Below are 21,867 nucleotides of genomic sequence, written 5' to 3' on the forward strand. Positions count from 1 at the left end.
TTGATATTAACAATTTTTGAATTGACAATCTAGTGTCTTCATAATATATTACTAATATAAAATAAAATATTGTATGACTAATATAATTACTTCGAAAACAGGAGGGGAACTTCATGATAGAAACAGCAGACTACGAATATGAAATCCATATGCCCCCGAACTGGGACACAAACAAGAAATATCCGACGATATTCACCCTTCACGGGAAAGGCTCTAATGAGCGCAATATGTTTGGTTTGGTATCGGACTTAGCTGACGAATTTATTATTATCGGAATTCGCGGCAACCTGACTTTAGGTGCTGGATATCAATATTATGAGTTGAAAAGCATAGGAAATCCCGTTCGTGAGCAATTCGATCAAGCGGCTAAACAATTGGAAAGTTTTATTCACTACGCGACTGAGAAGTACCCGATAGATCCATCCGCGCGTTATTTGCTTGGTTTTAGTCAAGGTGCGATTTTGTCCATGACGCTGGCACTTACGATGGGAGAGCAATTGAAGGGAATTGTGGCGTTAAACGGATACGTGCCCGATTTTGTGAAGACAGAATATACGCTGCTTAAGGTTGACGAATTATCGGTATTTATATCCCATGGACAATATGACTCTGTATTTCCGATTCGGATAGGGGAAGAAACGGCCGCATATTTTCGAACGCAAACGCCGCACCTCTCATTCACAATTTATCCGACGGACCATGGAGTGTCAGAAGACAATCAACGAGATATTATCAAATGGATTAAGGAGCGTGAACAACAATGATGCCATCTTATTTTATTGCCCATGGGGCACCTTCACTCGTACTTGATAACAATGACTATACGAATTTTCTCAAGGCTTTCGCGGCTTCTACACCTACGCCTAAAGCGATTGTTCTGTTCTCCGCACATTGGGAAAGCCGTACGCAAACAATTAGCGCAGTACCCAGCACCTACTCCACAATTTATGATTTTGGCGGTTTCCAGGATGAATTGTATCAGATGACCTATCCAGCCAAAGGAGATCGTTCCATTAGTGAGGAAATCGAGCAGTTATTCAAGCAGCATGATATTCAAAGCGCGATTGATGTTGAGAGAGGGCTGGATCATGGAGCTTGGGCGATTCTGAAGCTGATGTATCCGGATGCGGATATTCCGGTCATCGCTTTGTCAGTCAATCGGTATCTCACGAACGAGGAGCAATACCGAATGGGTGCGGCTCTAGCGGAGTTAAGAGAGAAGGAAATTCTAATCATCGGCAGCGGGGGCACCGTTCACAATTTACGTAGAGTAAACTGGCGGGCGGAAGGTGTGGAAGATTGGGCGGAATCGTTTGACAAGTGGTTGGAGGAAAAGCTGATCGCTTGGGATACCGAGGCTTTGTTTGAATATCGAGCATTAGCACCTTATGCAGTCGAATCTGTTCCAACTAACGAACACTTCATCCCGCTTCTTATTGCAATGGGTGCTGGGGATCGTAATCGCGAAGCGAAGCTATTGCACCGTAGCTATCAATATGGCACTCTAAGCTTAAGTTGCTGGCAATTCAACTAAAAAACTAGCCTCCAACAGATTAGCGGAAAGGATGTCTCTAATGGATTTGATGTTAGCAGGTAAATCCGTATTCGTGGCGGCGGCGAGCAAAGGCTTGGGTAAAGCAGTTGCGCTTGAATACGCGAAGGAAGGTGCACGCGTGACGATTGCCAGTCGGAGCTTGGAGCAACTGGCGCAGACTCGCGACGAGATTCGTGCACGGACTGGGGTTGAGGCTGCAATCATACAGATGGATGTATTGAATGGCGATGAGATTCGCCATGCGATTCAATCGACAGCAGCGGCTGGGAATGGTTTGGATGTATTGGTTGCGAATGCTGGGGGACCTCAAGGAGGTTATTTCTCCGATATGGAGGATTCTGATTGGATGGGCGGATTCGAGCTAAGCCTCCTTAGCACGATCCGGTTAATTCGCGAAGCGTTACCTTATCTTAAGTCCGCGGGTGGCGGAAGAATTGTGAACCTGGCATCCACCTCCATTAAACAACCGATTGATGGACTAATCTTATCTAATGTATTCAGAGCGGGTGTACAAGCGTTAACCAAAAGCTTGGCATCGGAATTGGCCCAAGACGGGACGCTGATTAATACCATTGCACCAGGTAGAATCGCAACGGACCGAATTGCGGAATTGGATCGGAAAAAGGCAGCGGATCAGCAACGCTCATTCGAAGATATCCAAGCTGATGCCATCAGACAGATTCCTCTGGGTAGATTGGGTACTCCTGAGGAATTCGCGAAGCACGTTGTCTTTTACGGCTCATTCGCTAATACCTATGTAACCGGACAGTCGTTGCTAGTCGACGGTGGGATGGTTAAGGGGCTTTAATAATCGAATAGGACACTCCCACTTATCAAAATAAGATCATCTGCTCCTCGATGCATTCCGCCGTGTCATTCTTGACGTTTCCGACAAGTGGAGATACCGGATAGGCCCGCATCGCATTGGCCGAGTAGGGGAGCAGTAAGCTCGTTAGTTGCTCGATATCGTCATTTTCTCGGTGTAGCCAAGAGGCTTCATCTTCAGGCTTGAGAATAACCGGCATCCGATTATGGATGTCGGCCATTAGGCTGTTCGGAGTTGTGGTAATAATTGTGCAGGTGCTAATCTTGCGCCCATCAGGTGCTTTCCATGTATCATACAGCGCAGCCATGGAGAAAATAGCTCCGTCCTTCATCGTAATTCGCATCGGCTGCTTCTTATCCCCGAGTGGCTTCCACTCGTAGAATCCATCAGCAGGAACAATCGCTCTTTTACGTCGGATTAGAGTCTTGAATGAGTTTTTCTCCAGTAGAGTTTCCGCGCGTGCGTTAATCATCTTGCTCCCTAGCCTATCATCTGAAGCCCACGCAGGAACGAGACCCCATCGTAGCTCTCCAAGCCTGTTTTTCTCACCGTCATGGATGACCGCCATAACATTCTGCATAGGAGCAATATTGTAGCGAGGGGTATGAAACCGGTCAGCTGGCGTCTCGCTCATATATCTTAGCATTAGCTCTTCCATGGAAACCACGATTGTATATCTTCCGCACATCGCTTATCCCTCCTTCTCTCCAGTATAAACTTGAAAATAAGAAATGGACAACATCACAAGCGGTTGGGATGTGAGACCATAGACCTAATTTTAAAACCTGCTTGTTGCTCGATTATGGTATAATGGTCTTGAAATAACGCTTTCACGTTAGAATTAATTGTCGGAGGCCCAATCCATCATGTTCGAAAGAGAACTGCCCCCCATTCAGACATATGAAGCAAGAGACGGAAGATCATTATGCTACCGCCATTACGAGGCGAATTCGAATAAAATTATAATTTTGCTGCACGGGATGTCCGAAGATGGACAATATTTGCATCCGTTGGCTGAATTTATTTCTAAGAGGCAGCTAGCGCAAGTGATCGTGCCGGACTTAAGAGGTTATGGGCTTCACCCGATCCGCAGAGGCGATGTGGAATATATCGGACAATATGATGACGACATAGAGGATTTAGTGAAAAGGATCTGGTCGCGTGCTGTATCTCCATACACGTTGATTATCGCAGGACATTCTGCAGGTGGAGGGAATGCGATCCGTCTTGCTCTTCATCCGTTGGCTAAAGAAATCAGTGCCTTTCTTCTGTTAGCCCCTGCCGTGCATCCGAAAGCGCCTATCTCCCACCAGAAGGATCCGTGGAGCACAATGCAAATCGCAACACGTAAACTTACGCTTCTCAACGTACTTAATCGGGTTGGACTCCGGTTTCTGAATAAGTGGATTGTTATGAACATCGACAAGCCACTCGCGAATAGGAATGGACGCGAAACTTTAAATTTAAGCTACCGATTGTTTAAGTCCAGATCACTGAAAGCGAGATACGATCGTTACTTGCGGGCGATGACTCAACCTACACTCGTATTAGTTGGAGAGAAGGAAGAAGTATATATCCCAGGGCAATACGCGCCAATGTTCGCTGAGTACAATAAAGCCAAGGTTGAAATGATTCTCGATTGCGACCATGACGGCATTCTAACGAACGAGGAAGCTTTCCGGGAAGTGGAAAGCTGGCTACGAGCCTTATGAAACATACATGAAGTGAAATGAAACGATTAAGAGGAAAATCCGATGCTTGCGTCGGTTTTTTTTGTTATCGAGGGATATCATTGAATTGCCAAAAAAGTGCCTTCCCCCCCGCTTTGTAGAAGTCTAAACAGAATCAGCCTTGCATCAAAGGGAATAGCATGATATTATCTGTTTGAACGTTCATTCAATCGAGCAACGAATAAAGAGCAACGAACAACGAACAATAATTAATCTAATAAGTTCAATCCGATAGGATGGCAGGGAGTGTGCCGATGACAGACGCAGATAAGAAAGACAGAATCATTTCGGCCGCTTATAAAGTGTTATCAGAGAAAGGCTATGATAAGGCCTCGACTAAAGAAATAGCAAGCACCGCCGGCGTTGCGCAAGGCTTAATCAATTACTATTTTCCAAGTAAGGACCTGTTGTTCGCAGAAGTATTCCGACAGGAGACGCAAAGGTATTGCAACTCGTTCTATCCGTTGCTGGAAGGCTACAACAACTCAAATGGAATTTCCAATGTTACGATAGCGAATATACTTGAGCTCCCGAAGAGCAAAGCTATCCAGGATCCAGACTGGTTTCGACTGCGGTTCGAGTTATTCGCCATTGGGTTAAGGAAAGAGAGTGCGCTTGAGACGTTGCGGGAAATGCTCGCTGCGGAGCGCAATTATATTAGTAATACAATTGAGTCAATAAGCGGATTACCCCGTGAGCAATCAGACACCATAGCGTCTATTTTATATTCGGTTATCGAAGGTTTGGGGCTGCAGAAGATTGCGGATCCTAGCTTCAATTACGACGAAGCCTATAACACGCTTACTGTTATGCTGGGTGCTTATTACGAAGCCTTGAATAAGAAGAATGAATCGTAAATTCGATTCCTTCTTTTTACCACCTATTGTTTGAATGATCAAACAAACAATGGCATAGATTAGATACAGGAGAAAAAAACCTAAAAACAGAGAAAGACGGTGGAGAGAGATGCATGGTTTACTACGCGGTTGGGGAAAAGCGCTATTCAAGGTGAGATGGGTCGTAGTGGTGATTTGGATCGTATGTGCAATGTTCGGAGGCTATGCTTTTGGTAAAGTTACTCCTCTCCTGAGTGGGGGAGGTTGGGAAGTATCGGGCTCGCAGTCGCTGAACGCAGGTAAGCTGCTAGCATCAGAATTTGCCGGAAGGTCTGAGAGCTCCTTAACACTTGTTCTTCGCGATCCACAGCATGCAGTAGGTTCTCCGGAATATAACGAGAAGCTGCAGACGATCGTCACGAGCTTGAAAGCGGAAGAAGGAGTATCTGGAGTGTTTAGCATTTTGGACGCTTCGGCGGGAATTGGGTCAGGGTTAGTCGGTAAGGATCCTAATCTAAGCATCGCCTTCGTAGATATGGATATGGAGCTTGATTTCGTCATTAATAAAATACCTGATTATCAGGAACGGATAGTTGAGCAAGCCTCCAGCCTTGGAGCAGAAGCTTATTTAGTTGGCGGAGCGGCCTTCTGGGGGGAAAGCAGCGTCCAGAGTCAAGAGGGTCTAGTCAAGGCGGAGATGATTGTTTTTCCACTCATCATTATTATCCTTCTCCTTGTGTTCCGTTCGCTCATGGCCACAATTACTCCGTTGATTGTAACAATAGCATCCGTGCTTGTCGCCATGGGAATTATCTATTTGGTTGCCTTGGAGGTGGAGCTTTCGGTATTCGTAACGAATTCGGCTATGATGCTGGGGTTAGGCGTGGGTATCGATTATTCCCTCTTCATGGTTAGCCGATTTAAGACGGAGCTTGCCGTCAAAGGAAACACCAAGCAGGCTGCAATAGTGACAACGATGGCTACGGCAGGTCATACGGTGTTTTTCTCAGCACTCACTGTCATTGCAGCGCTCTCCGCGCTATTTATCGTACCATTGGCTGCCATAAAAGCGATCGCTTTCGGTGGAATCGTTGTTGTGTTCGTGGCTGGATTAGCGAGTCTAACGTTATTACCCGCAGTGCTTGTCATTCTGGGAGCCCGTATTAATAAGGGAAGTATTCCTTTCTTACGTACTCGTGAACCTACACGGACGAGTGGTTGGAAAAGATGGACGAGTTCGATTATGCGTCGTCCAGTATTGTTCTTGGTTATTACATTAGTGGGATTGGGAGCATTTGCTATCCCAGCGCTCGACTTGAAGCTAGACTCACCGGATATTAGGACGCTTCCCGCGGACACATCTGTACGACAAGGCTTTACGCTTATGGAGAAGGCGTTTGGAGTGGGTGCATCTAGTCAAATCAGCATCGTGCTTCATAACGAGAACAGTGAACTAAGCTCTCCAGAAGCGCTCGTTCAGATTACTGCGCTTCAAGATGAGCTTGGTAAACAAGAGCATGTCAAAGGCGTAACCTCTGTAGCCTCCTTTTTCCCAGGCGTGGATTCAAACGTCGTATCGGGATTGTTGACTGCAGGAAATGGTGCTCTACCTAGTGATGTCAGCTATATGATCAATCGCTATGTGAGTATTGACAGGCATACTGGCGTGCTTGAAGTCGAGCTCGATCAATTCGGATCAAGCGACATCAGTAGGGACTTCGTTAAGTATTTGCGGGATTCTTACTTGCCAGCGGCTGCTTTACCGGCAGGGACCACCTTCAATATTGGTGGGGAAACGATGAATGGTATGGATACGTCCAAAGCGATTAACGACAGCTTGCTGCCAGCGCTGGGAGTTATGCTCGTCCTTATTTTCTTAATCCTCGTTTTATCCTTTAGAAGTCTACTATTACCGCTTAAAGCGATCGTCCTTAATCTATTCTCAGTAGGAGCGACTACCGGCATTATGGTGCTCGTGTTCGCTCACGGATACGGTGCGGAAATCTTTGATGTAGAAACGAATGGATATATCATTCACTTTGTCCCGGTGTTGCTGTTGGCGCTGCTGTTTGGCCTAAGTACGGATTATGAGGTGTTCCTTGTCAGTCGAATTAAAGAAGAATACGATCGGACTGGAGCACATGAGGATAGTATTGCTGAGGGAATGGAGAAGACAGGTCCTCTCATCACAGGTGCTGCCGTATTAATGGTTGCTGTATTCTCAGGCTTTGCGTTCTCCGGAGTCCTACCCATTCAGATGCTCGGCTTCGGCATGGCTGTTGCTATTGCGCTGGATGCTACCGTTATTCGCATGCTGCTCGTGCCGGTTACGATGAAGCTACTCGGACGGGCAAGCTGGTGGTTTCCCGGTCGGTCGAAAATAGAGCCTAAAAATTTGCATAAACGGAGTGATAATTCAGCACCGCTTCCGAATAAGTAATAGTAGCGGTTACAACAGGTCAGTCTGAGCAAATGGGAAGGGGAGGCTGCCCCGTGAGCATAGCTACGATTCTAGTAGGGCTTGTCGCTTTGGTGCATGCGTACTTTCTAATTATGGAGATGTTCTTGTGGACGTCGCCCGGGATTCGGAAATCTTTCGGAATGACATCGAGCTTTGCCCGCGATTCCAAGCCGCTTGCTGCAAACCAGGGACTGTACAATGGATTCTTGGCTGCTGGACTTGTCTGGGGGTTGCTACATCCGAACGCTTCAACAGGGTATCAGATTCAGACCTTTTTTCTCATTTGCGTCTTGATCGCTGCCATCTATGGAGGTTTGAACGTTAAGAAATCAATCCTTTACGTGCAAGGAATTCCTGCCGTAGCTGCATGGATCGCTGTCATGGTTGCTTGGTAAATCACGTTTAGGACTAGAGGAAACGGAAGCCTATTCTTTCGCGAGCTATTTTCGCTGAGGGTAGGCTTCTTTATTTTGTAAAAAAATAACATCGTTGATTTCGTATAACAATCGTTAATCGCTTGCGTAGAAAATGGATTCGACATCCTTTAGCATAAAGGTACAAACAAAACGAAGCGGGTGATGAATTGAAAGGCGACACAACTTCTCCGCTGCACGATAAGGGAACACAATCGCTGCCTCGGTATATCGGAAAAGAAGATTCTGGGGTTTGGCGCAAGTTTATCAGGCAGTGGGACTACCAATTGATGATTCTTCCGTCTCTCGCGTTCATCATCGTATTTAGCTACATCCCGATGTGGGGCGTTCTCATTGCATTTAAGGAGTACAACTTGTTTACCGGATTCAATGCGAGTCCGTGGGTCGGATTTGACCATTTCAGAATGTTCTTCGATTCTCCGGAGTTTTGGAACATTATGCGTAATACGCTGGCCATAAGCCTGCTGAAGCTGCTCATCGGCTTCCCGGCGCCGATTATTCTAGCCCTCATGCTCAATGAGGTACGGAACATGGCATTTAAGAGAATTGTTCAGACGGTAACCTATATTCCGCATTTTATATCTTGGGTAGTCGTCTCGGGTCTCGTATTCTCGATGTTGGCGGCGGATAACGGGCCCGTCAATGATGTGATGCAGAAGTTTTCCTTGATTGATAAACCGATCAACTGGCTATCGGTGCCTGAGTATTTCTGGGGCATTCTCGTATCGGTCGGGGTATGGAAAGAGATCGGCTTCGGCTCAATCGTCTATATGGCTGCCATAGCCGGGATCAATCCGGATTTGTACGAAGCCGCCGCAATGGACGGAGCCAATCGATTTAAGCAGATTTTCCTGATTACGATACCGAGCATCTCACCGGTTATTATTATCTTCTTGATTCTAGGCGTAGGCAATATCCTAAATGCGGGCTTTGAAGACATCCTCTTGATGACGAAAAACCTATCCAACGGAATCGTCATGCCTTACGCGGAAGTCATCGATACCTATGTATACCAAATGGGGATCAATAACCAACGATACTCCTACGCGACTGCAGCCGGATTGTTCAAGTCGATTATTAGCGTCATTCTATTGTTCATAGCGAATGGCATAGCCCGTCGTTTAGGGAAAGCAAGTTTATGGTAGGTCAAGGCAATTTTCAGGAAACGGAAGCGATACGATGAAACTCAACTTCTCGGATAAGGTCATGCAGGCCATCATTTATTTCATACTCGTCGTGTTGGCGTTCCTGGCGTTCTATCCCTTCTGGAACTCGCTCGTCCTCTCGTTCAATGTGGGCAGTGACGCTTCGCTAGGAGGGGTTACATTCTGGCCAAGGGCGTTCACGCTGGAAAACTATGAGATTGTATTCAAAGAAAAGCGAATCTTTAATGCTTACCTAATTACGATAGCCCGTACCCTTATCGGTACGCTGGTATCCATGTTCTTCACGGCGCTCTTCGCTTACGGCTTGTCCAAGAAGGGAATCGTGTTCAAGAAAGGATATATGATCATCTGCATCGTTACGATGTATTTTAGCGGGGGACTGATCCCGTACTTCGTTCTCGTATACAACCTGCACTTATATAACACGTTTACGTTCCTGATCGTTCATGGTTTGGTTAATGTTTACAACATGATTATTTTCAGAACGTTCTTTCAAGAGCTCCCTGACGGCTTGGAAGAATCCGCACGTATTGACGGCTGCTCAAACTTTGGAGTGTTCTTCCGAATCGTACTGCCGATATCGGGACCAGTCGTGGCGACGTTATCACTGTTCACGGCGGTTGGCTTGTGGAATGACTGGTTTACCCCAGCGGTGTTCATCAGTAACCAGAATTTAATTCCGCTGCAAACGCTACTCGTGCAGATCGTGAATGCGGGACAGACGGCGACATTGATCGAGAATCTGAATAGTTATGCGCAGAGCACCGTTGAAGATTCTAGCACGGTGAAGGCACTACAGATGGCGACGATGATGGTCGCGACACTGCCGATCCTCCTTATCTACCCGTTCCTGCAAAAGTATTTTGTTAAAGGTGCATTGGTAGGCTCTTTGAAAGAGTAGTTGCTGGTTATTCGCGGAGTCAGCATGCGACATCCGCTTATGACATATATAATGTGAATATTAGAAAGGGGAAAGTACATGAATATCAAGAAAAGTACAAGCTTGGTCACTGGTAGTTTACTAACGATTAGCATGTTGCTATCCGCATGTTCCGGTAACAGCAATAACAGCAGTAGCCCTGCGGCTTCCCAGCCAGCAAGTCAGGCGGCGGAGAGCCAGCCAGCCGCAACCGAGAGCGCTTCGCCGAGTGAAGCTGCGGAAGGTGACGTCCAAGCTAAAGTTAAACCCGTGAACTTCTCCTTATTTGTTAATTATGATTGGTATACTGCACCAGCATGGGCAGAACGTCCGCATGCGAAGTGGATTACAGACAATCTGAAAGTCACGCTGGAGCCCGTACAATCGAATGGTGCGGCAGCACAGAAGCTGAACACAATGATCGTATCCAATCAGCTTCCTGATGTCATCGTACTTGATCGGGGTAAAGACGTAGAGCGCTTACAACAAGCAGGTAAGCTAGTGGCGCTAGATCCTTACCTTGAGAAGTATCCAGAGTACGTGAAAGCTGTCGGAGAGCAAACGTTGAACATGCTCAGAAGCAGTGACGGCAAGCTGTACCAATTGCCGAACTGGTTCATTAACGGAGATAAGGGTAACGGAAATGCCGGATATCTTGTCGAGAAGAAAATCTATAAGGCACTTGGATCTCCAGCGTTAGAAACTTGGGATGATCTTGAAGCCTACCTGAAATTAGTGAAAGAGAAATATCCTGACGTTGTCCCTCTTGACTTCGGTGAAGTTCGTGGCGAAGGTACAGATGTGCAAATGATGGGTATGCTCTACAGTGGTGCGGCTGAGAACTTCACGGGCGCTTTCATTTCACCGGGTGGTAATTACGGAGTTCCAAACGGCAACGCCCTGACTTCCATCTATCAGGATCAAGCGTTTAAGGACACAGCCCTGTACAGCAGCAAGCTGTTCCGCCAAGGGTTGACGTCCAGCGACATGTTCACGCAAACGCGTGATCAAATTCTCGAGAAGCTGAAAAAAGGTAAAATCGCAGTATTTGGCGCATACGATGCTGTCGTCGAGGGTATCGGGCGCGAAGCGAACAATCAACTCAAAGCCAAAGATCCAGAAGACGGCTACGAAATCGTGTGGCCGTTCCACAAAGGCGGTGTTGATAAGAACAAGGTATTCCCATCAGGATTTAACACGCTGGGTTGGAATGTCAACGTCATCACGACGAGCGCAAAGGATCCAGAAGCGATCTTCTCTTATTACAACTGGGCATCTAGCCCGGAAGGCCAGCAAGTGATCTTCTTCGGACCTCCGGGATTGTTCTATGATTCGGTAGAAGACGGAGTACCTATTCCGAATGATGCATATATCAATCGCGATCCGAAGAAATACGATGAATTGAAAATCGGTGAATTCAACTGGAGCGGAAACACGGCATACGTGGATTCCACGAAAGGCAAACGCGAGAAGCTATTACCGATGGAAGCGCAAGACTGGACGACGGTTAGCCAAGCTAACGTTTCGTTCGTTACGTCCATGGATGTAACCGAGTATTCCAACCTAGAGCCAGCGCCGAACTCTGAGGAAGGAATCGTCCTGCAACGTCTAAGAGATATGCATAAGCAACTGATTCCGAAAATTTTCTTCGCGAAGAGCGACGAGGAAGTACTTAGCCTTATCGAAAAAGCCGATAAAGAAGCGACGAAAATCGGTTATGAGAAAGCACTGAAATGGAAATCCGATGTATGGCAAGCCAACCTGAAAAGTATGAAAGGTCAATAAAAATGCACCTATAACTTAGTGTTTAGAGAGGGTATACTCAATATACCCTCTCTTTTCGCCATGAAGGAGCACATGATCAAATGTACAAAGCCGTATTAGTAGACGACGAGAATTACGACTTAGAAGGACTGCGACAGCTCATTCCGTGGACAGAGCTCGGGATCGAGGTTGTATGTAGCGAGAATCGCTCGTTATCGGCTATGAGCTATATCGACCAACATCCGGTTGATATTCTTGTAACCGATATTAAAATGCCAGTATTAACTGGTTTAGAGCTGTCACGGAAGGCGCTGGACAAAAATCCGAATCTCAAAACGATCTTCATAAGCGGTTATCAAGATTTCGAATATGCCAAACAAGCGCTTAACCTGAAGGCGGATGGTTACCTCCTCAAGCCGGTCGATGATGACGAAATCGTGGAGCTGCTTCGTAAGGTTGTCGCAGAGATCGACGATACACGTAAGAAAAATAATGAGCAGTCCCACTTCACTGAATCGTTCGCGTTTATCAAGAGTGATTTCCTGCAGCATCTGCTTGAGGGAAGAATCAATCAAGAGGCGCTACCCGCATTTTTAGCGCGGTATCCTTTGGATATCCCTACTGGAACTGCCATAGCAGTAATTATTGAATTGGATGATGTGCTCTGGAAGAACAAGCTAATGCCAGATGCAGGACAAGCAGCATTACGTGCTGCAACGACGATAATAACGGAATATATCGATGATCATAAGTTAGGTCCGTGGTGTAAGCTCTCTTCTTCACAGTTTGCCCTAATCTATCAAGAAGAGGCTGCTCGGCTAGAGGATGCTTTAGCGGATCTGAATGAATACGTACAACGTAATACCTATTTTACTCTCACCTCGAGCTATGGAGATTTGGTCGCTTTTCCTGATCAGATTACCCAATCATTTACACAAGCTAAAGAATTAATCGGTAACAAAATGTTTCTAGGTAAAAATAGAATCATTCCTCCGAGGCTAGCCAAGCTTCAAATCGCCAAGGATGCTAAGGATCTGAATGCAATTCTAGATGCGATGTTCATGGCAGTTGCCAGCTATGATCTAGTTAAAATTTGCGACGGTATGGATGACTTGTTTGATAATGTAAGAACATTCGAGCATCCTGTGAAAGTATATAGCTTTTCTATTCATATCGCTTCCAAGCTGGAAGCGTATTTGAACACCGTTAACGAAACGTATGACAGCTTACTTGGCTGGGAGTTCGAGCATCTGGATGTCATCCGACAATTCGAGACGACAGAGGATATCAAATCGTGGCTCCGCAAGACGGTGTTCGAGATTTCGGAAAGATTGTTCTTAAAAAAGCAAAGCAAGAGTCGTCGAATAATTGAGCCGATAGAACAGTATATTCAAGCTCATCTAGCCGAAGAAATTACGCTAAGGGAAATCGCAAACAAGTTCTCCTACTCCGCCAATCATATGGGCTTCTTGTTCAAGGAGCAGACGGGGGAGAGCTTTAACGATTATTTGGTGCGCAATCGGATGGAAAAGGCGAGAAATCTTCTACAAGAGCCAACACTTAAAATCTATGAAGTGGCTGATCAAGTCGGTTACAAAAGTCTAGCTTACTTCAGCAGGCTGTTTCGTGAGCATTATGGTATTACTCCGGGAGACTATCGAAAGCAGAGTTGATATTCGTGTCCATAGTGACTCATGTATCTAAGACCAGATCCAAGGCCTATATTCCACTTCGTTATAAGTTATTGATCTCTTACCTGTTCCTCGTCTTGACTCCCGTTATCGTCATTGGGAGCTATTCCTACGTCTCTTCAGTTAAATCAAGCGAGGAGCATACCCGCAGCAATCTGGAGATCGCGGTCAAGCAGATCGGGAGTAATGTGGACTATCGGCTGGCGGACGTCATTCGTGGAGCCGATGATATTTTTTCGGATCAAGCCTTGTCGAGAATTTTCTCGGGATACTATTTGGATTATGAGAAATATACGATTACAACCCAATACATCATGCCCAAGCTAGAGTCAGCGGTAAATTTGCCGTTATTGGATGCGAAGCTTTCGGTCTTTCTAAGCAATAAAAATATTAGCGAGTTCTATTACATAAGCGAGTTTTATTTCGATGAGCAAAAGGGTAAGGGGCAGGAGACTAGTGGGCGGCAATATTCTATTTTTCATATGGATAGAATTGAGAATAAAGAATGGTTTAAGTCTTTGTCAATGACTTATGAAACCAAAGCGTGGAAGCAGATCGAGGATGACGTCGCCAAGGGCAGCATTTCGTTCCTCCGCCCTATTATCAATTATGAGACGCTTTCTCCCATTGGATTAATCAATATGAGCGTGAAGCTCAAAGATGTTTTCTACGATGTGGACTTTACGAAATTAGGCGATAATAGCCTTTTATTCGTTATCGATGACAACAATAATCTACTCTATACGAGTTCAAGATCCCAACCTAATTTGAATTTTCCCTCCGTAGCTAAAGACGGATTCGTCAGTCAATCGAATGACTATATGCAAATTAAACATCGGATTAACAACATGAACGCTAGCATTGTGGCCTTAATTCCAACAAACTCCTTCCAGGAAAATTCCAAGCAGGTTCGTAACTTGACCATTCTGATCTGCATGGTTAGCTTGCTCGTGCTTACGTTGATAAGTTGGCTAATGTCTCGATATTTCTCCAAGCGGTTTATGAAATTGATCCGATCCCTTAAGGCGTTCAAAGAAGGGGATTTCCACAAACGGATGGTCGTACCCGGTAAGGATGAATTTTCGCAAATCGGCGAAGCTTTCAATGATATGGCGTCCAATATGGAGAAGCTGATCGATGAAGTGTACTTAAGTAAATTAGAGAAGAAGGAAGTTGAACTGCAAGTTCTTCATTCGCAGATGAACCCTCACTTCCTCTATAATACGTTCTCCTCGATTAGCCGGATGGCGAAGCTGGGGGAAATCGATAAGATGCATGAGATGGTTCGCGGTTTGGCGAAGTTCTACCGATTGTCGCTGAATAAAGGTGAGATGATCATCTCCATCGATAAGGAAATGCAGATTATTCAGTCCTATGTGGACATTCAACGAATCAAGTTTGCGAATCGGATCATTGTACAATATGACATCGACGAGGAAGTTTTGGCGTATGATACGGTCAAATTCATTCTTCAACCGTTTGTTGAAAACGTCTTGGAGCACGCTTGGTACGATGACGAAATCCACCTATCTATTAGCGTAACTTCGGAAGGTGAAGATGTGGTCATGCAGGTTCAAGACAATGGGATTGGGATGAAGGAGGAAATGATCGAGCAGGTGCTAGACCCATCGGAGAAGGGGATAGGATACGGTATTCGCAATGTCGATCAGAGAATCAAGCTACAATTCGGCAAAGCATACGGGGTAGCCATTACAAGTTCGATCGGGGAAGGCACAACCGTGCAAATCCGGTTTCCGAAGTATACGAGATAGTGTTAGTGGGTGGAGAGCTGCAGTTCGATGGGAACGAACTAGAGCGTCCTAAAGGATCTACTATATTATTCCCCAGGAGCCAGGAGCTTCAACGACAATCATTCCGCGCTATTATGGGGAGTATTGGCTCAATAGAAGGAAAATCGTACGCTAACAACCGTAAGTGGACCTTACTTGAAATCAATCCATAATGTAACATTCCATATGAACAAGTAAGCGTTAACATTACTATTACTGGGCTATGGGGTGGTACATCATGAGTGGAATGAAGCTTAAATATTCGCGTCCCGCGACGAGTTGGTCGCAGGGGCTTCCCATAGGGAACGGAAGAATCGGTGCTGTCGTTCAAGGTGGTATAGAGAGAGAAAAATGGAGTTTAACAGAAGTGACTTACTGGTCAGGTCAGTCTGAGAAGATCGACAGCTCATCTCAAGGAAAAGCCGATCTAAAGCGGATGAGGGATGCTTTCTTCTCTGGGGACTATCGTCAAGGAAAGCAACTGGCTCAACAAGTTCTTCAGCCTGCTAAGATAAATTTCGGTACGAATTTGTCACTCTGTGATCTTACGCTGCGATTCGACTCGCAGGGGGATCAATTCAGGCGTGAGCTTGATTTAGAAGACGCTATTGTTCATCATTCCTATCAGGTCAATGGAATGAGCTATACCCGCGAAATCCTCGCGTCCCATGCAGATGGCATTGTAGCTTCTCGATTACGCAGCGAACAACCAGGAGGCGTATCCTTCGTTCTTGCGCTTCAAGGAAGGACTCCGAGCTTTACGACATCGGTTACGGAAGAAGGGACGATTCTCTTCGCCGGTCAAGCGACTGAAAGCATGCATAGTGACGGAAGCTGTGGAGTCTACTCCCGAGGAGCGGTCAAAGTCGTCGCCAAGGGAGGAACGGTCGCCGAGGAAGCAGGAGCGATTATCGTCAATGACGCTGATGAGGCGTTCATATACTTCGCCGTTGCAACCGACTTTGAACAAAGCGACGAGGGCTGGAAGCAGGAAAGCATCAAGCAGTTGGATCAAGCACTGTCTAAAGGATACGAGCTCATAAGAGCGGACCATATTGCCGACTATCGCAAGCTATATGCGAGAGTGAGTCTTGAACTAGGAAGTTCCGATCGTTCGGAGATCTCGGTAGAAGAAAGAATAAGGCTGCTTATGGAAGAACAAGGGGATGACCCGCAGCTATTCGCTTTATTCTATCAATACGGTCGTTATCTCATGATAGCAGGCTCTCGGGAGGATTCTCCCTTGCCGATGAATTTGCAGGGATTATGGAATGATGGAGAAGCAAACCGTATGCAATGGAGCTGCGATTATCATCTCGACGTCAATACGCAGATGAATTATTTTCCGACGGAGACAGGCAATTTGGCGGAATGTCACGTTCCGCTAATGACATTCATCGAACAACTGGCAATAGCGGGGAGATCAGCGGCTAGCCAATTCTACGGCTGCGAGGGCTGGGTAGCTCATGTGTTTACGAATGTATGGGGATTCGCCTCGCCGGGCTGGGAAACCTCTTGGGGACTGAATGTGACCGGGGGCTTGTGGATCGCAACACACTTGAGGGAGCATTATGAATTCAGCTTAGACCAATCATTCTTAAGAGAGACGGCCTATCCCGTTCTGAAAGAGGCGACTGCATTTTTCCTGGATTACATGACTATACATCCGCAATATGGGTGGTTAGTTACCGGACCTTCTAATTCACCGGAAAACAGCTTTTACTTAAACAATGATCAAGAGAATGCAGATAACGAATATCAGCTTTCGATGGGCTCCACGATGGATCAGATGCTCGTGAGAGACTTGTTTGAATTCTGCTTGGCTTCTGCCGAAGCATTGGATACGGATCAAGAGCTTCAGGTTAAACTAAAGCATTCGATCGCATTGCTTCCGCCCCTACAGATAGGGAAGAGAGGGCAACTGCAGGAGTGGCTGGAGGATTATGGGGAAGCTCAGCCCGATCATAGGCATTTGTCTCATCTTTTCGGTCTCTATCCGGGAAATCAGATTACGCCGCACGGCACTCCGGAGTTAAGTGTAGCGGCTAGAATGACACTGGATAATCGCATGGGACGCGCGGAGCTAGAGGATGTCGAGTTTACGCTTGCGATGATCGCGGCGAGCTTTGCCAGATTAAGAGACGGTGCGAACGCGCATAAGCAGCTGAAATATTTAATAGGCCGGCTATGCTTCGACAATCTGTTTACTTACTCCAAGGCCGGAATTGCGGGTGCGGAAACGAATATTTTCGTAGCGGATGGCAATTTCGGAGGAACGGCGGCGGTTGGAGAGATGCTACTACAAAGCCATGCGGGTGAAATCGATCTCTTGCCAGCTCTACCCGTTGAATGGAAGACTGGCAACGTTTCGGGCCTTAGAGTTAAGGGGAACGCGGAGGTAGATATGGTGTGGGAGAACGGTGTATTGATCGAAGCTACCATAAAAGCTTTTGTAGCGAGACGAGCAGCTTTAAGATATGGAAGTTTAACGGTTCATCTTGATTTAGAGCCAGGGTATATATATAAGCTGGATGGTCAACTACGTACTCTATAAATGAAATAAAAAGAATTTCCGATCTAGGCACTGACAAGCAACTACGGTGAACTTTTATCGGTAGTTGCTTTTGATTTTTATGAACAAACTTGTTTTTTTATTTTCGATCGGTTATGATAGCGCTCTCAATCTTGGAAGGAGGATGATTCATGCCCAAGTATTCCAAAGTGTTCAGGAAATTTCTGTTCTCTTACATCGTCATCCTGATCATTCCTAGCATAGCCGGATTTATGTCCTACCGAACTTCTATTACAGTTACGCAATCGGTTTCGATAGAGAACAGCGTGACCCAACTGCAGAAGAGCAAAGAAATTCTGGAGCGAAGAATGGCCGAGGTAGAAGGGTTTACTAGACAGCTGGCGATTAATCAGGACCTAAGCATCCTGATGAATGAGAAGAGCTCTAGCGACAATTCTAATGTTTACGGGATTTGGAAAATGATGAGGGATGTTTTGACCTTCGGTCAAACGAATGATTTTCTTCAAAATTTTTTCATTTATTTGAACAATTATAATGTTGTGCTGACACCGGGGTCTGCATATTTCCGGCCTGAGCATTATTACGAGAACTTTCATTATACAGATATGTCCTTCTCGGAATGGAGGCGGACGATTCTAGGTAAGACGCATAGAAGCGAGATTCTACCACTTAGCTCGTTCGTCAGCAAAGGAACGGAAACCTCCGTTGTTACTTATATGCAATCGCTGCCGCTGGATAGCTTTAATGGTTCATCGCCTGCGATTGCGGTCGTCATTATTGACCAAAAGACGATATCAAACCTATTGTCCGGAATAACCGACCGCTACGGCGGCTGGGCACATATTACCGATGCCCAAGGACATACGATCGGCTTGCAGGGAATCGAAGAGCAGGATGTAGTAGCCTTGTCCTCGGATAATCGATTTGATAAAGAGAAAGTAAGTCAGTTTTATAAGGACGACCTCGTCATAACGATTCGTTCCAGTACGAATGACTGGGTATACCGTGCCGGCATTCCAAGAACGGTGTTAATGGAGAATGCGAATAAGATCAAGTTGATTACTTGGTCCGTAACCGGGAGCGCGCTAGTCATTGGACTGTTGGTTGGTTTATTGCTGTCATATCGTAACAGTGCGCCAATCAACCGATTGATCGGCGTTATGAAAGAGCAATTTGGTCAAGATGGGCAAGCGGGGCATAATGAGTACGATTTCTTACACGGAAATATATCCGAGATGATTACGAATAACAAGCGGCTGGAGTCTGAGCTTCATCGTCAGCTTCCGCTCGTCAGAGATGCGTTCCTTAAGCGGCTTATCGTTGGTGAATTTCAGACGCGAGAAGAGATTATTGCCGCGGCTGTCCAAGCGAACGCAGGTTTAAACGGAAATACAGGTTATGTCGGAATTATGCAGGTCAACGGGTATTCAAGTATGGATACGGTGGAAATTCTTAATGAGTTGAATGCAGCGAGGCTCATTCTCAAGCAAGCGTTGCTTGATTCGGGAAGCTCAGTTCGGATGACCGATATTGGGTCGGACAAGATCGTGTTTCTATTTGCTTTCGAGGATATGGGGACAGTAATTCAGTTAGGTAAGGAGGAAGTTGATAAGACGCTTCATCGTATTTCCCAGTTTGTATTTGATGAGTATCGAATTTCTGTGACAGTGGCACTGGGGGATCTGTTCGACACTGTGACGGAAGTTAGTCATTCCTTCGAGCAGGCCAAGCAAGCTTTGGAGCACTTCGTTCATTCGAACAAAAAGGGAATATTCTGGTTTGAAGACACAAGAACGGAGAGTGCTACCTATTATTATCCTTTGGATGTCGAGCTCAGGCTGATTGGTACGATTCGCGCGGGTGAGCTAGAAGAATCTAAGAGAATTGTGCAATCCCTATTTATGCAGAATACTGAGCTTAGAGAGCTTTCTTTTGAGATGAAACAGCAGCTGGTCGGCGAGATGAAGGGAACCTTCCTTAAGCTGCTCGATCAGAAAACGTTCATGGAATCGGAGCTGTTCGAAGGCGTCAAAAATCGGATTATCGAAATTCAAGCATCGGAATCATTCGATTCTATTCAAGAAGAGATTCGTGGTATTATGGAGGCTTTATGTGGGCTCATTATGAGCAAGAAAAATGATAGTCATACGCGAATGGTTGAACAGATTAAAGCGTATATCAAAACCACTTACGCAGACCCTGATCTCACGCTCTATCGAGTGGCCGAGCAAGTTGAACGGCCTGAGAAGTATATCTCGCAATTATTCAAAGAGGTGACCGGCATGAATTTATCCGATCACTTGGAGAAGGTTAGAATGGATCATGCGGCATCCATGCTACGGGATAACGAATACACGGTCGATGAAATCGCATCGCGGGTTGGCTATAATAGCTCACATTCCTTCCGGAGAGCGTTCAAAAGGGTAATGGGCATTTCCCCAAGTGCATTCAGGCAATCCGTAGAAGATTAAGGAGGTAGAGTAAAAGTGAATAAAAAAATCGGCCTTATCCTAACAGTCCTTATTCACTTTCTCCTATCCGCATGTCGAGCAGAATCTGATTCTGGTGAAATAAATGCACAAGGTTCTAACGACGCGCTTAAAATCAGAGTTTTCGCCCAGCAGGAATCGACTCAGGACCTTATAACGAACGATTTTACAAAGGAACTGGAAGAGCGATTTAACGTAAAGTTTGACTGGAACATCGTTCCATATGTGGGTGCCAAAGAAAAACGACAAATTTCGTTAGCCAGCGGCAAATATGAGGATGCGTATATTTTAACGACATACATTGATCAATTCTCGCAGGCGGATGTTCTACGTTACGGCAAACAAGGAGTGTTCATTGCCTTAAACGATTTAATCGATGCTTATGCGCCGCATATCAAGGCAGCAATGGTGAAGGATCCAACTCTAAAGGCTTTTAATACGGCACCAGACGGTCATATTTATGGCTTGGTCTCGTATAGTCAATGCTTTCATTGCTCCTATCCCAATAAGATGTGGCTGAACACCAAGTGGTTGAAGCAATTGAACCTGGATATGCCAACAACGACGGAGGAGTTTAAGAAAGTGCTGCAAGCCTTCAAAACGCGGGACCCTAACGGCAACGGCAAAGCGGATGAAATCCCATTGAGTGGCTCGACGGAGGATTTTGGTGTTCGGATCATACCTTATCTCATGAACGGTTTTATCTATGATGACGATAAGAATTATCTGATCCTGACGAACGGAAAAGTAGATACCGCAGCCAATAAGCCGGAATGGAGAGAGGGCTTGGCTTATATTAAAGACCTTTACGATGAGGAACTCATAGACCCTGGGGCATTTACGCAAAATTCCGATGCATTCAAGAAAATCGGCGATAACACGGGGGTGCAGATTCTAGGAGCAGGTGCTGCCATGCATCCCGCGATTTTCGTGGATACTGGACCAGACAACAAACACGGAAGTGATTATAATCCTGTCCCTCCGTTAGTCGGGCCTCATGCTTCCAACGCAGTATTTAATACCATCGGCGTGAGTCCAGGAGCCAAATTCGTCATTACGGATAAAGCGAGTAAGGAAGCACAGATTGCCCTCATTAAAATGGTCGACTACATGTATACACCGGAAGGACAAGCATATGCTGAGGTAGGGAAGGAAGGTTTAGATTGGAGAAGGCCGATAGAAGGTGAGCTGGCTCTGAATCCTAAGGTTAGACCGGAGTTCACTAGAATTCCACTCAAAGAGGGAGAAAAGTCTAATAACGCCGGATGGGGTGGGATGGGGCATTTCTATATGCCGAAAGAATACAGAGATAGTTGGGTACAAGGAACAGATATTTATGGCCCTGATGGCTATGAGCGCAGGCTTTATGAGGCCACGTTGATCTATGAAGGAAAAGAGCCTGAAGAACTGTTTCCGATTTGGTCGGTTTGGATGGATTCGGATGAAGCTGATGAAGCGAATGTTCTTCATACGAATATTAAAAATTACATTGAAGAGAATGCCCTCCAGTTCATTACGGGGAATAAAAGCTTGAGTGAGGATTGGGACGCTTACGTAAAGAGGCTGGATGACTTACAGATTAATCGTTATGTAGAGATTATGCAGAAGGCTTACGACAATTCGATTAATGTGCATAAGGATAATTAATGAATAAATCCCGACGCCAATGAATG

Annotated in this window: 16 protein-coding genes; 15 read left to right on the forward strand and 1 reads right to left on the reverse strand. The window is 45.8% G+C overall.

Going from position 1 to position 21,867, the window contains the following annotated elements:
• Positions 1–113: 113 nt before the first annotated feature.
• From M1K58_RS09635 to M1K58_RS09645, 3 genes are read left to right on the forward strand one after another with little or no spacing between them, the layout of a single operon-like run.
• Positions 114–764: an alpha/beta hydrolase gene (locus M1K58_RS09635; protein ID WP_256758604.1), complete on the forward strand. Its 651-nt coding sequence runs from the start codon at positions 114–116 to the stop codon at positions 762–764.
• On the forward strand, positions 761–1,534 hold the full coding sequence (locus tag M1K58_RS09640; RefSeq protein ID WP_256758605.1) for a DODA-type extradiol aromatic ring-opening family dioxygenase: 774 nt from the start codon (positions 761–763) through the stop codon (positions 1,532–1,534). The genes M1K58_RS09635 and M1K58_RS09640 overlap by 4 nt, the downstream gene beginning before the upstream one ends.
• A gap of 40 nt (positions 1,535–1,574) precedes the next feature.
• Positions 1,575–2,363, forward strand: coding sequence for an SDR family oxidoreductase (locus tag M1K58_RS09645; protein WP_256758606.1), 789 nt, complete (start codon positions 1,575–1,577; stop codon positions 2,361–2,363).
• 25 nt (positions 2,364–2,388) lie between these two features.
• Here the strand turns inward: M1K58_RS09645 and M1K58_RS09650 are convergent, their stop codons facing one another.
• Positions 2,389–3,069 carry an SOS response-associated peptidase gene (locus M1K58_RS09650; RefSeq protein ID WP_256758607.1) on the reverse strand — a complete coding sequence of 227 codons (681 nt, stop codon included), beginning with the start codon at positions 3,067–3,069 and terminating at the stop codon, positions 2,389–2,391.
• Positions 3,070–3,247: 178 nt separating this feature from the next.
• Between M1K58_RS09650 and M1K58_RS09655 the strand changes: the two genes are divergently transcribed.
• From M1K58_RS09655 to M1K58_RS09710, 12 genes are all read left to right on the forward strand, one after another.
• Entirely contained in the window at positions 3,248–4,093 is an 846-nt protein-coding gene (locus M1K58_RS09655; RefSeq protein ID WP_256758608.1) for an alpha/beta hydrolase, read from the forward strand.
• A 272-nt stretch (positions 4,094–4,365) separates the two neighbouring features.
• Entirely contained in the window at positions 4,366–4,968 is a 603-nt protein-coding gene (locus M1K58_RS09660) for a TetR/AcrR family transcriptional regulator (protein WP_256758609.1), read from the forward strand.
• A 109-nt stretch (positions 4,969–5,077) separates the two neighbouring features.
• The gene (locus tag M1K58_RS09665; RefSeq protein ID WP_256758610.1) at positions 5,078–7,387 is read left to right on the forward strand and encodes an MMPL family transporter; all 2,310 of its coding nucleotides are present in this window, start codon (positions 5,078–5,080) and stop codon (positions 7,385–7,387) included.
• 53 nt (positions 7,388–7,440) lie between these two features.
• Complete coding sequence (locus tag M1K58_RS09670; RefSeq protein ID WP_256758611.1) at positions 7,441–7,803, forward strand: DUF1304 domain-containing protein; 363 nt, start codon at positions 7,441–7,443, stop codon at positions 7,801–7,803.
• Positions 7,804–8,111: 308 nt separating this feature from the next.
• On the forward strand, positions 8,112–8,987 hold the full coding sequence (locus tag M1K58_RS09675; protein WP_256758743.1) for an ABC transporter permease: 876 nt from the start codon (positions 8,112–8,114) through the stop codon (positions 8,985–8,987).
• 34 nt (positions 8,988–9,021) lie between these two features.
• Positions 9,022–9,909: a carbohydrate ABC transporter permease gene (locus M1K58_RS09680; RefSeq protein WP_256758613.1), complete on the forward strand. Its 888-nt coding sequence runs from the start codon at positions 9,022–9,024 to the stop codon at positions 9,907–9,909.
• Between the two features lie 78 nt (positions 9,910–9,987).
• Positions 9,988–11,712, forward strand: coding sequence for an extracellular solute-binding protein (locus M1K58_RS09685; RefSeq protein WP_256758615.1), 1,725 nt, complete (start codon positions 9,988–9,990; stop codon positions 11,710–11,712).
• Between the two features lie 80 nt (positions 11,713–11,792).
• Complete coding sequence (locus M1K58_RS09690; RefSeq protein ID WP_256758617.1) at positions 11,793–13,364, forward strand: response regulator transcription factor; 1,572 nt, start codon at positions 11,793–11,795, stop codon at positions 13,362–13,364.
• Positions 13,365–13,369: 5 nt separating this feature from the next.
• Positions 13,370–15,154: a sensor histidine kinase gene (locus M1K58_RS09695; protein ID WP_256758618.1), complete on the forward strand. Its 1,785-nt coding sequence runs from the start codon at positions 13,370–13,372 to the stop codon at positions 15,152–15,154.
• Between the two features lie 256 nt (positions 15,155–15,410).
• A complete protein-coding gene (locus M1K58_RS09700) occupies positions 15,411–17,726 on the forward strand; it encodes a glycoside hydrolase family 95 protein (RefSeq protein ID WP_256758619.1) in 2,316 nt (771 codons plus the stop codon).
• Positions 17,727–17,875: 149 nt separating this feature from the next.
• Positions 17,876–20,176 carry a helix-turn-helix domain-containing protein gene (locus tag M1K58_RS09705; protein WP_256758620.1) on the forward strand — a complete coding sequence of 767 codons (2,301 nt, stop codon included), beginning with the start codon at positions 17,876–17,878 and terminating at the stop codon, positions 20,174–20,176.
• A gap of 15 nt (positions 20,177–20,191) precedes the next feature.
• Positions 20,192–21,841: an extracellular solute-binding protein gene (locus M1K58_RS09710; RefSeq protein ID WP_256758621.1), complete on the forward strand. Its 1,650-nt coding sequence runs from the start codon at positions 20,192–20,194 to the stop codon at positions 21,839–21,841.
• Positions 21,842–21,867 lie beyond the last annotated feature (26 nt).

The sequence above is a fragment of the Cohnella sp. WQ 127256 genome (genome assembly GCF_024519285.1).
Lineage (GTDB): Bacteria > Bacillota > Bacilli > Paenibacillales > Paenibacillaceae > Cohnella.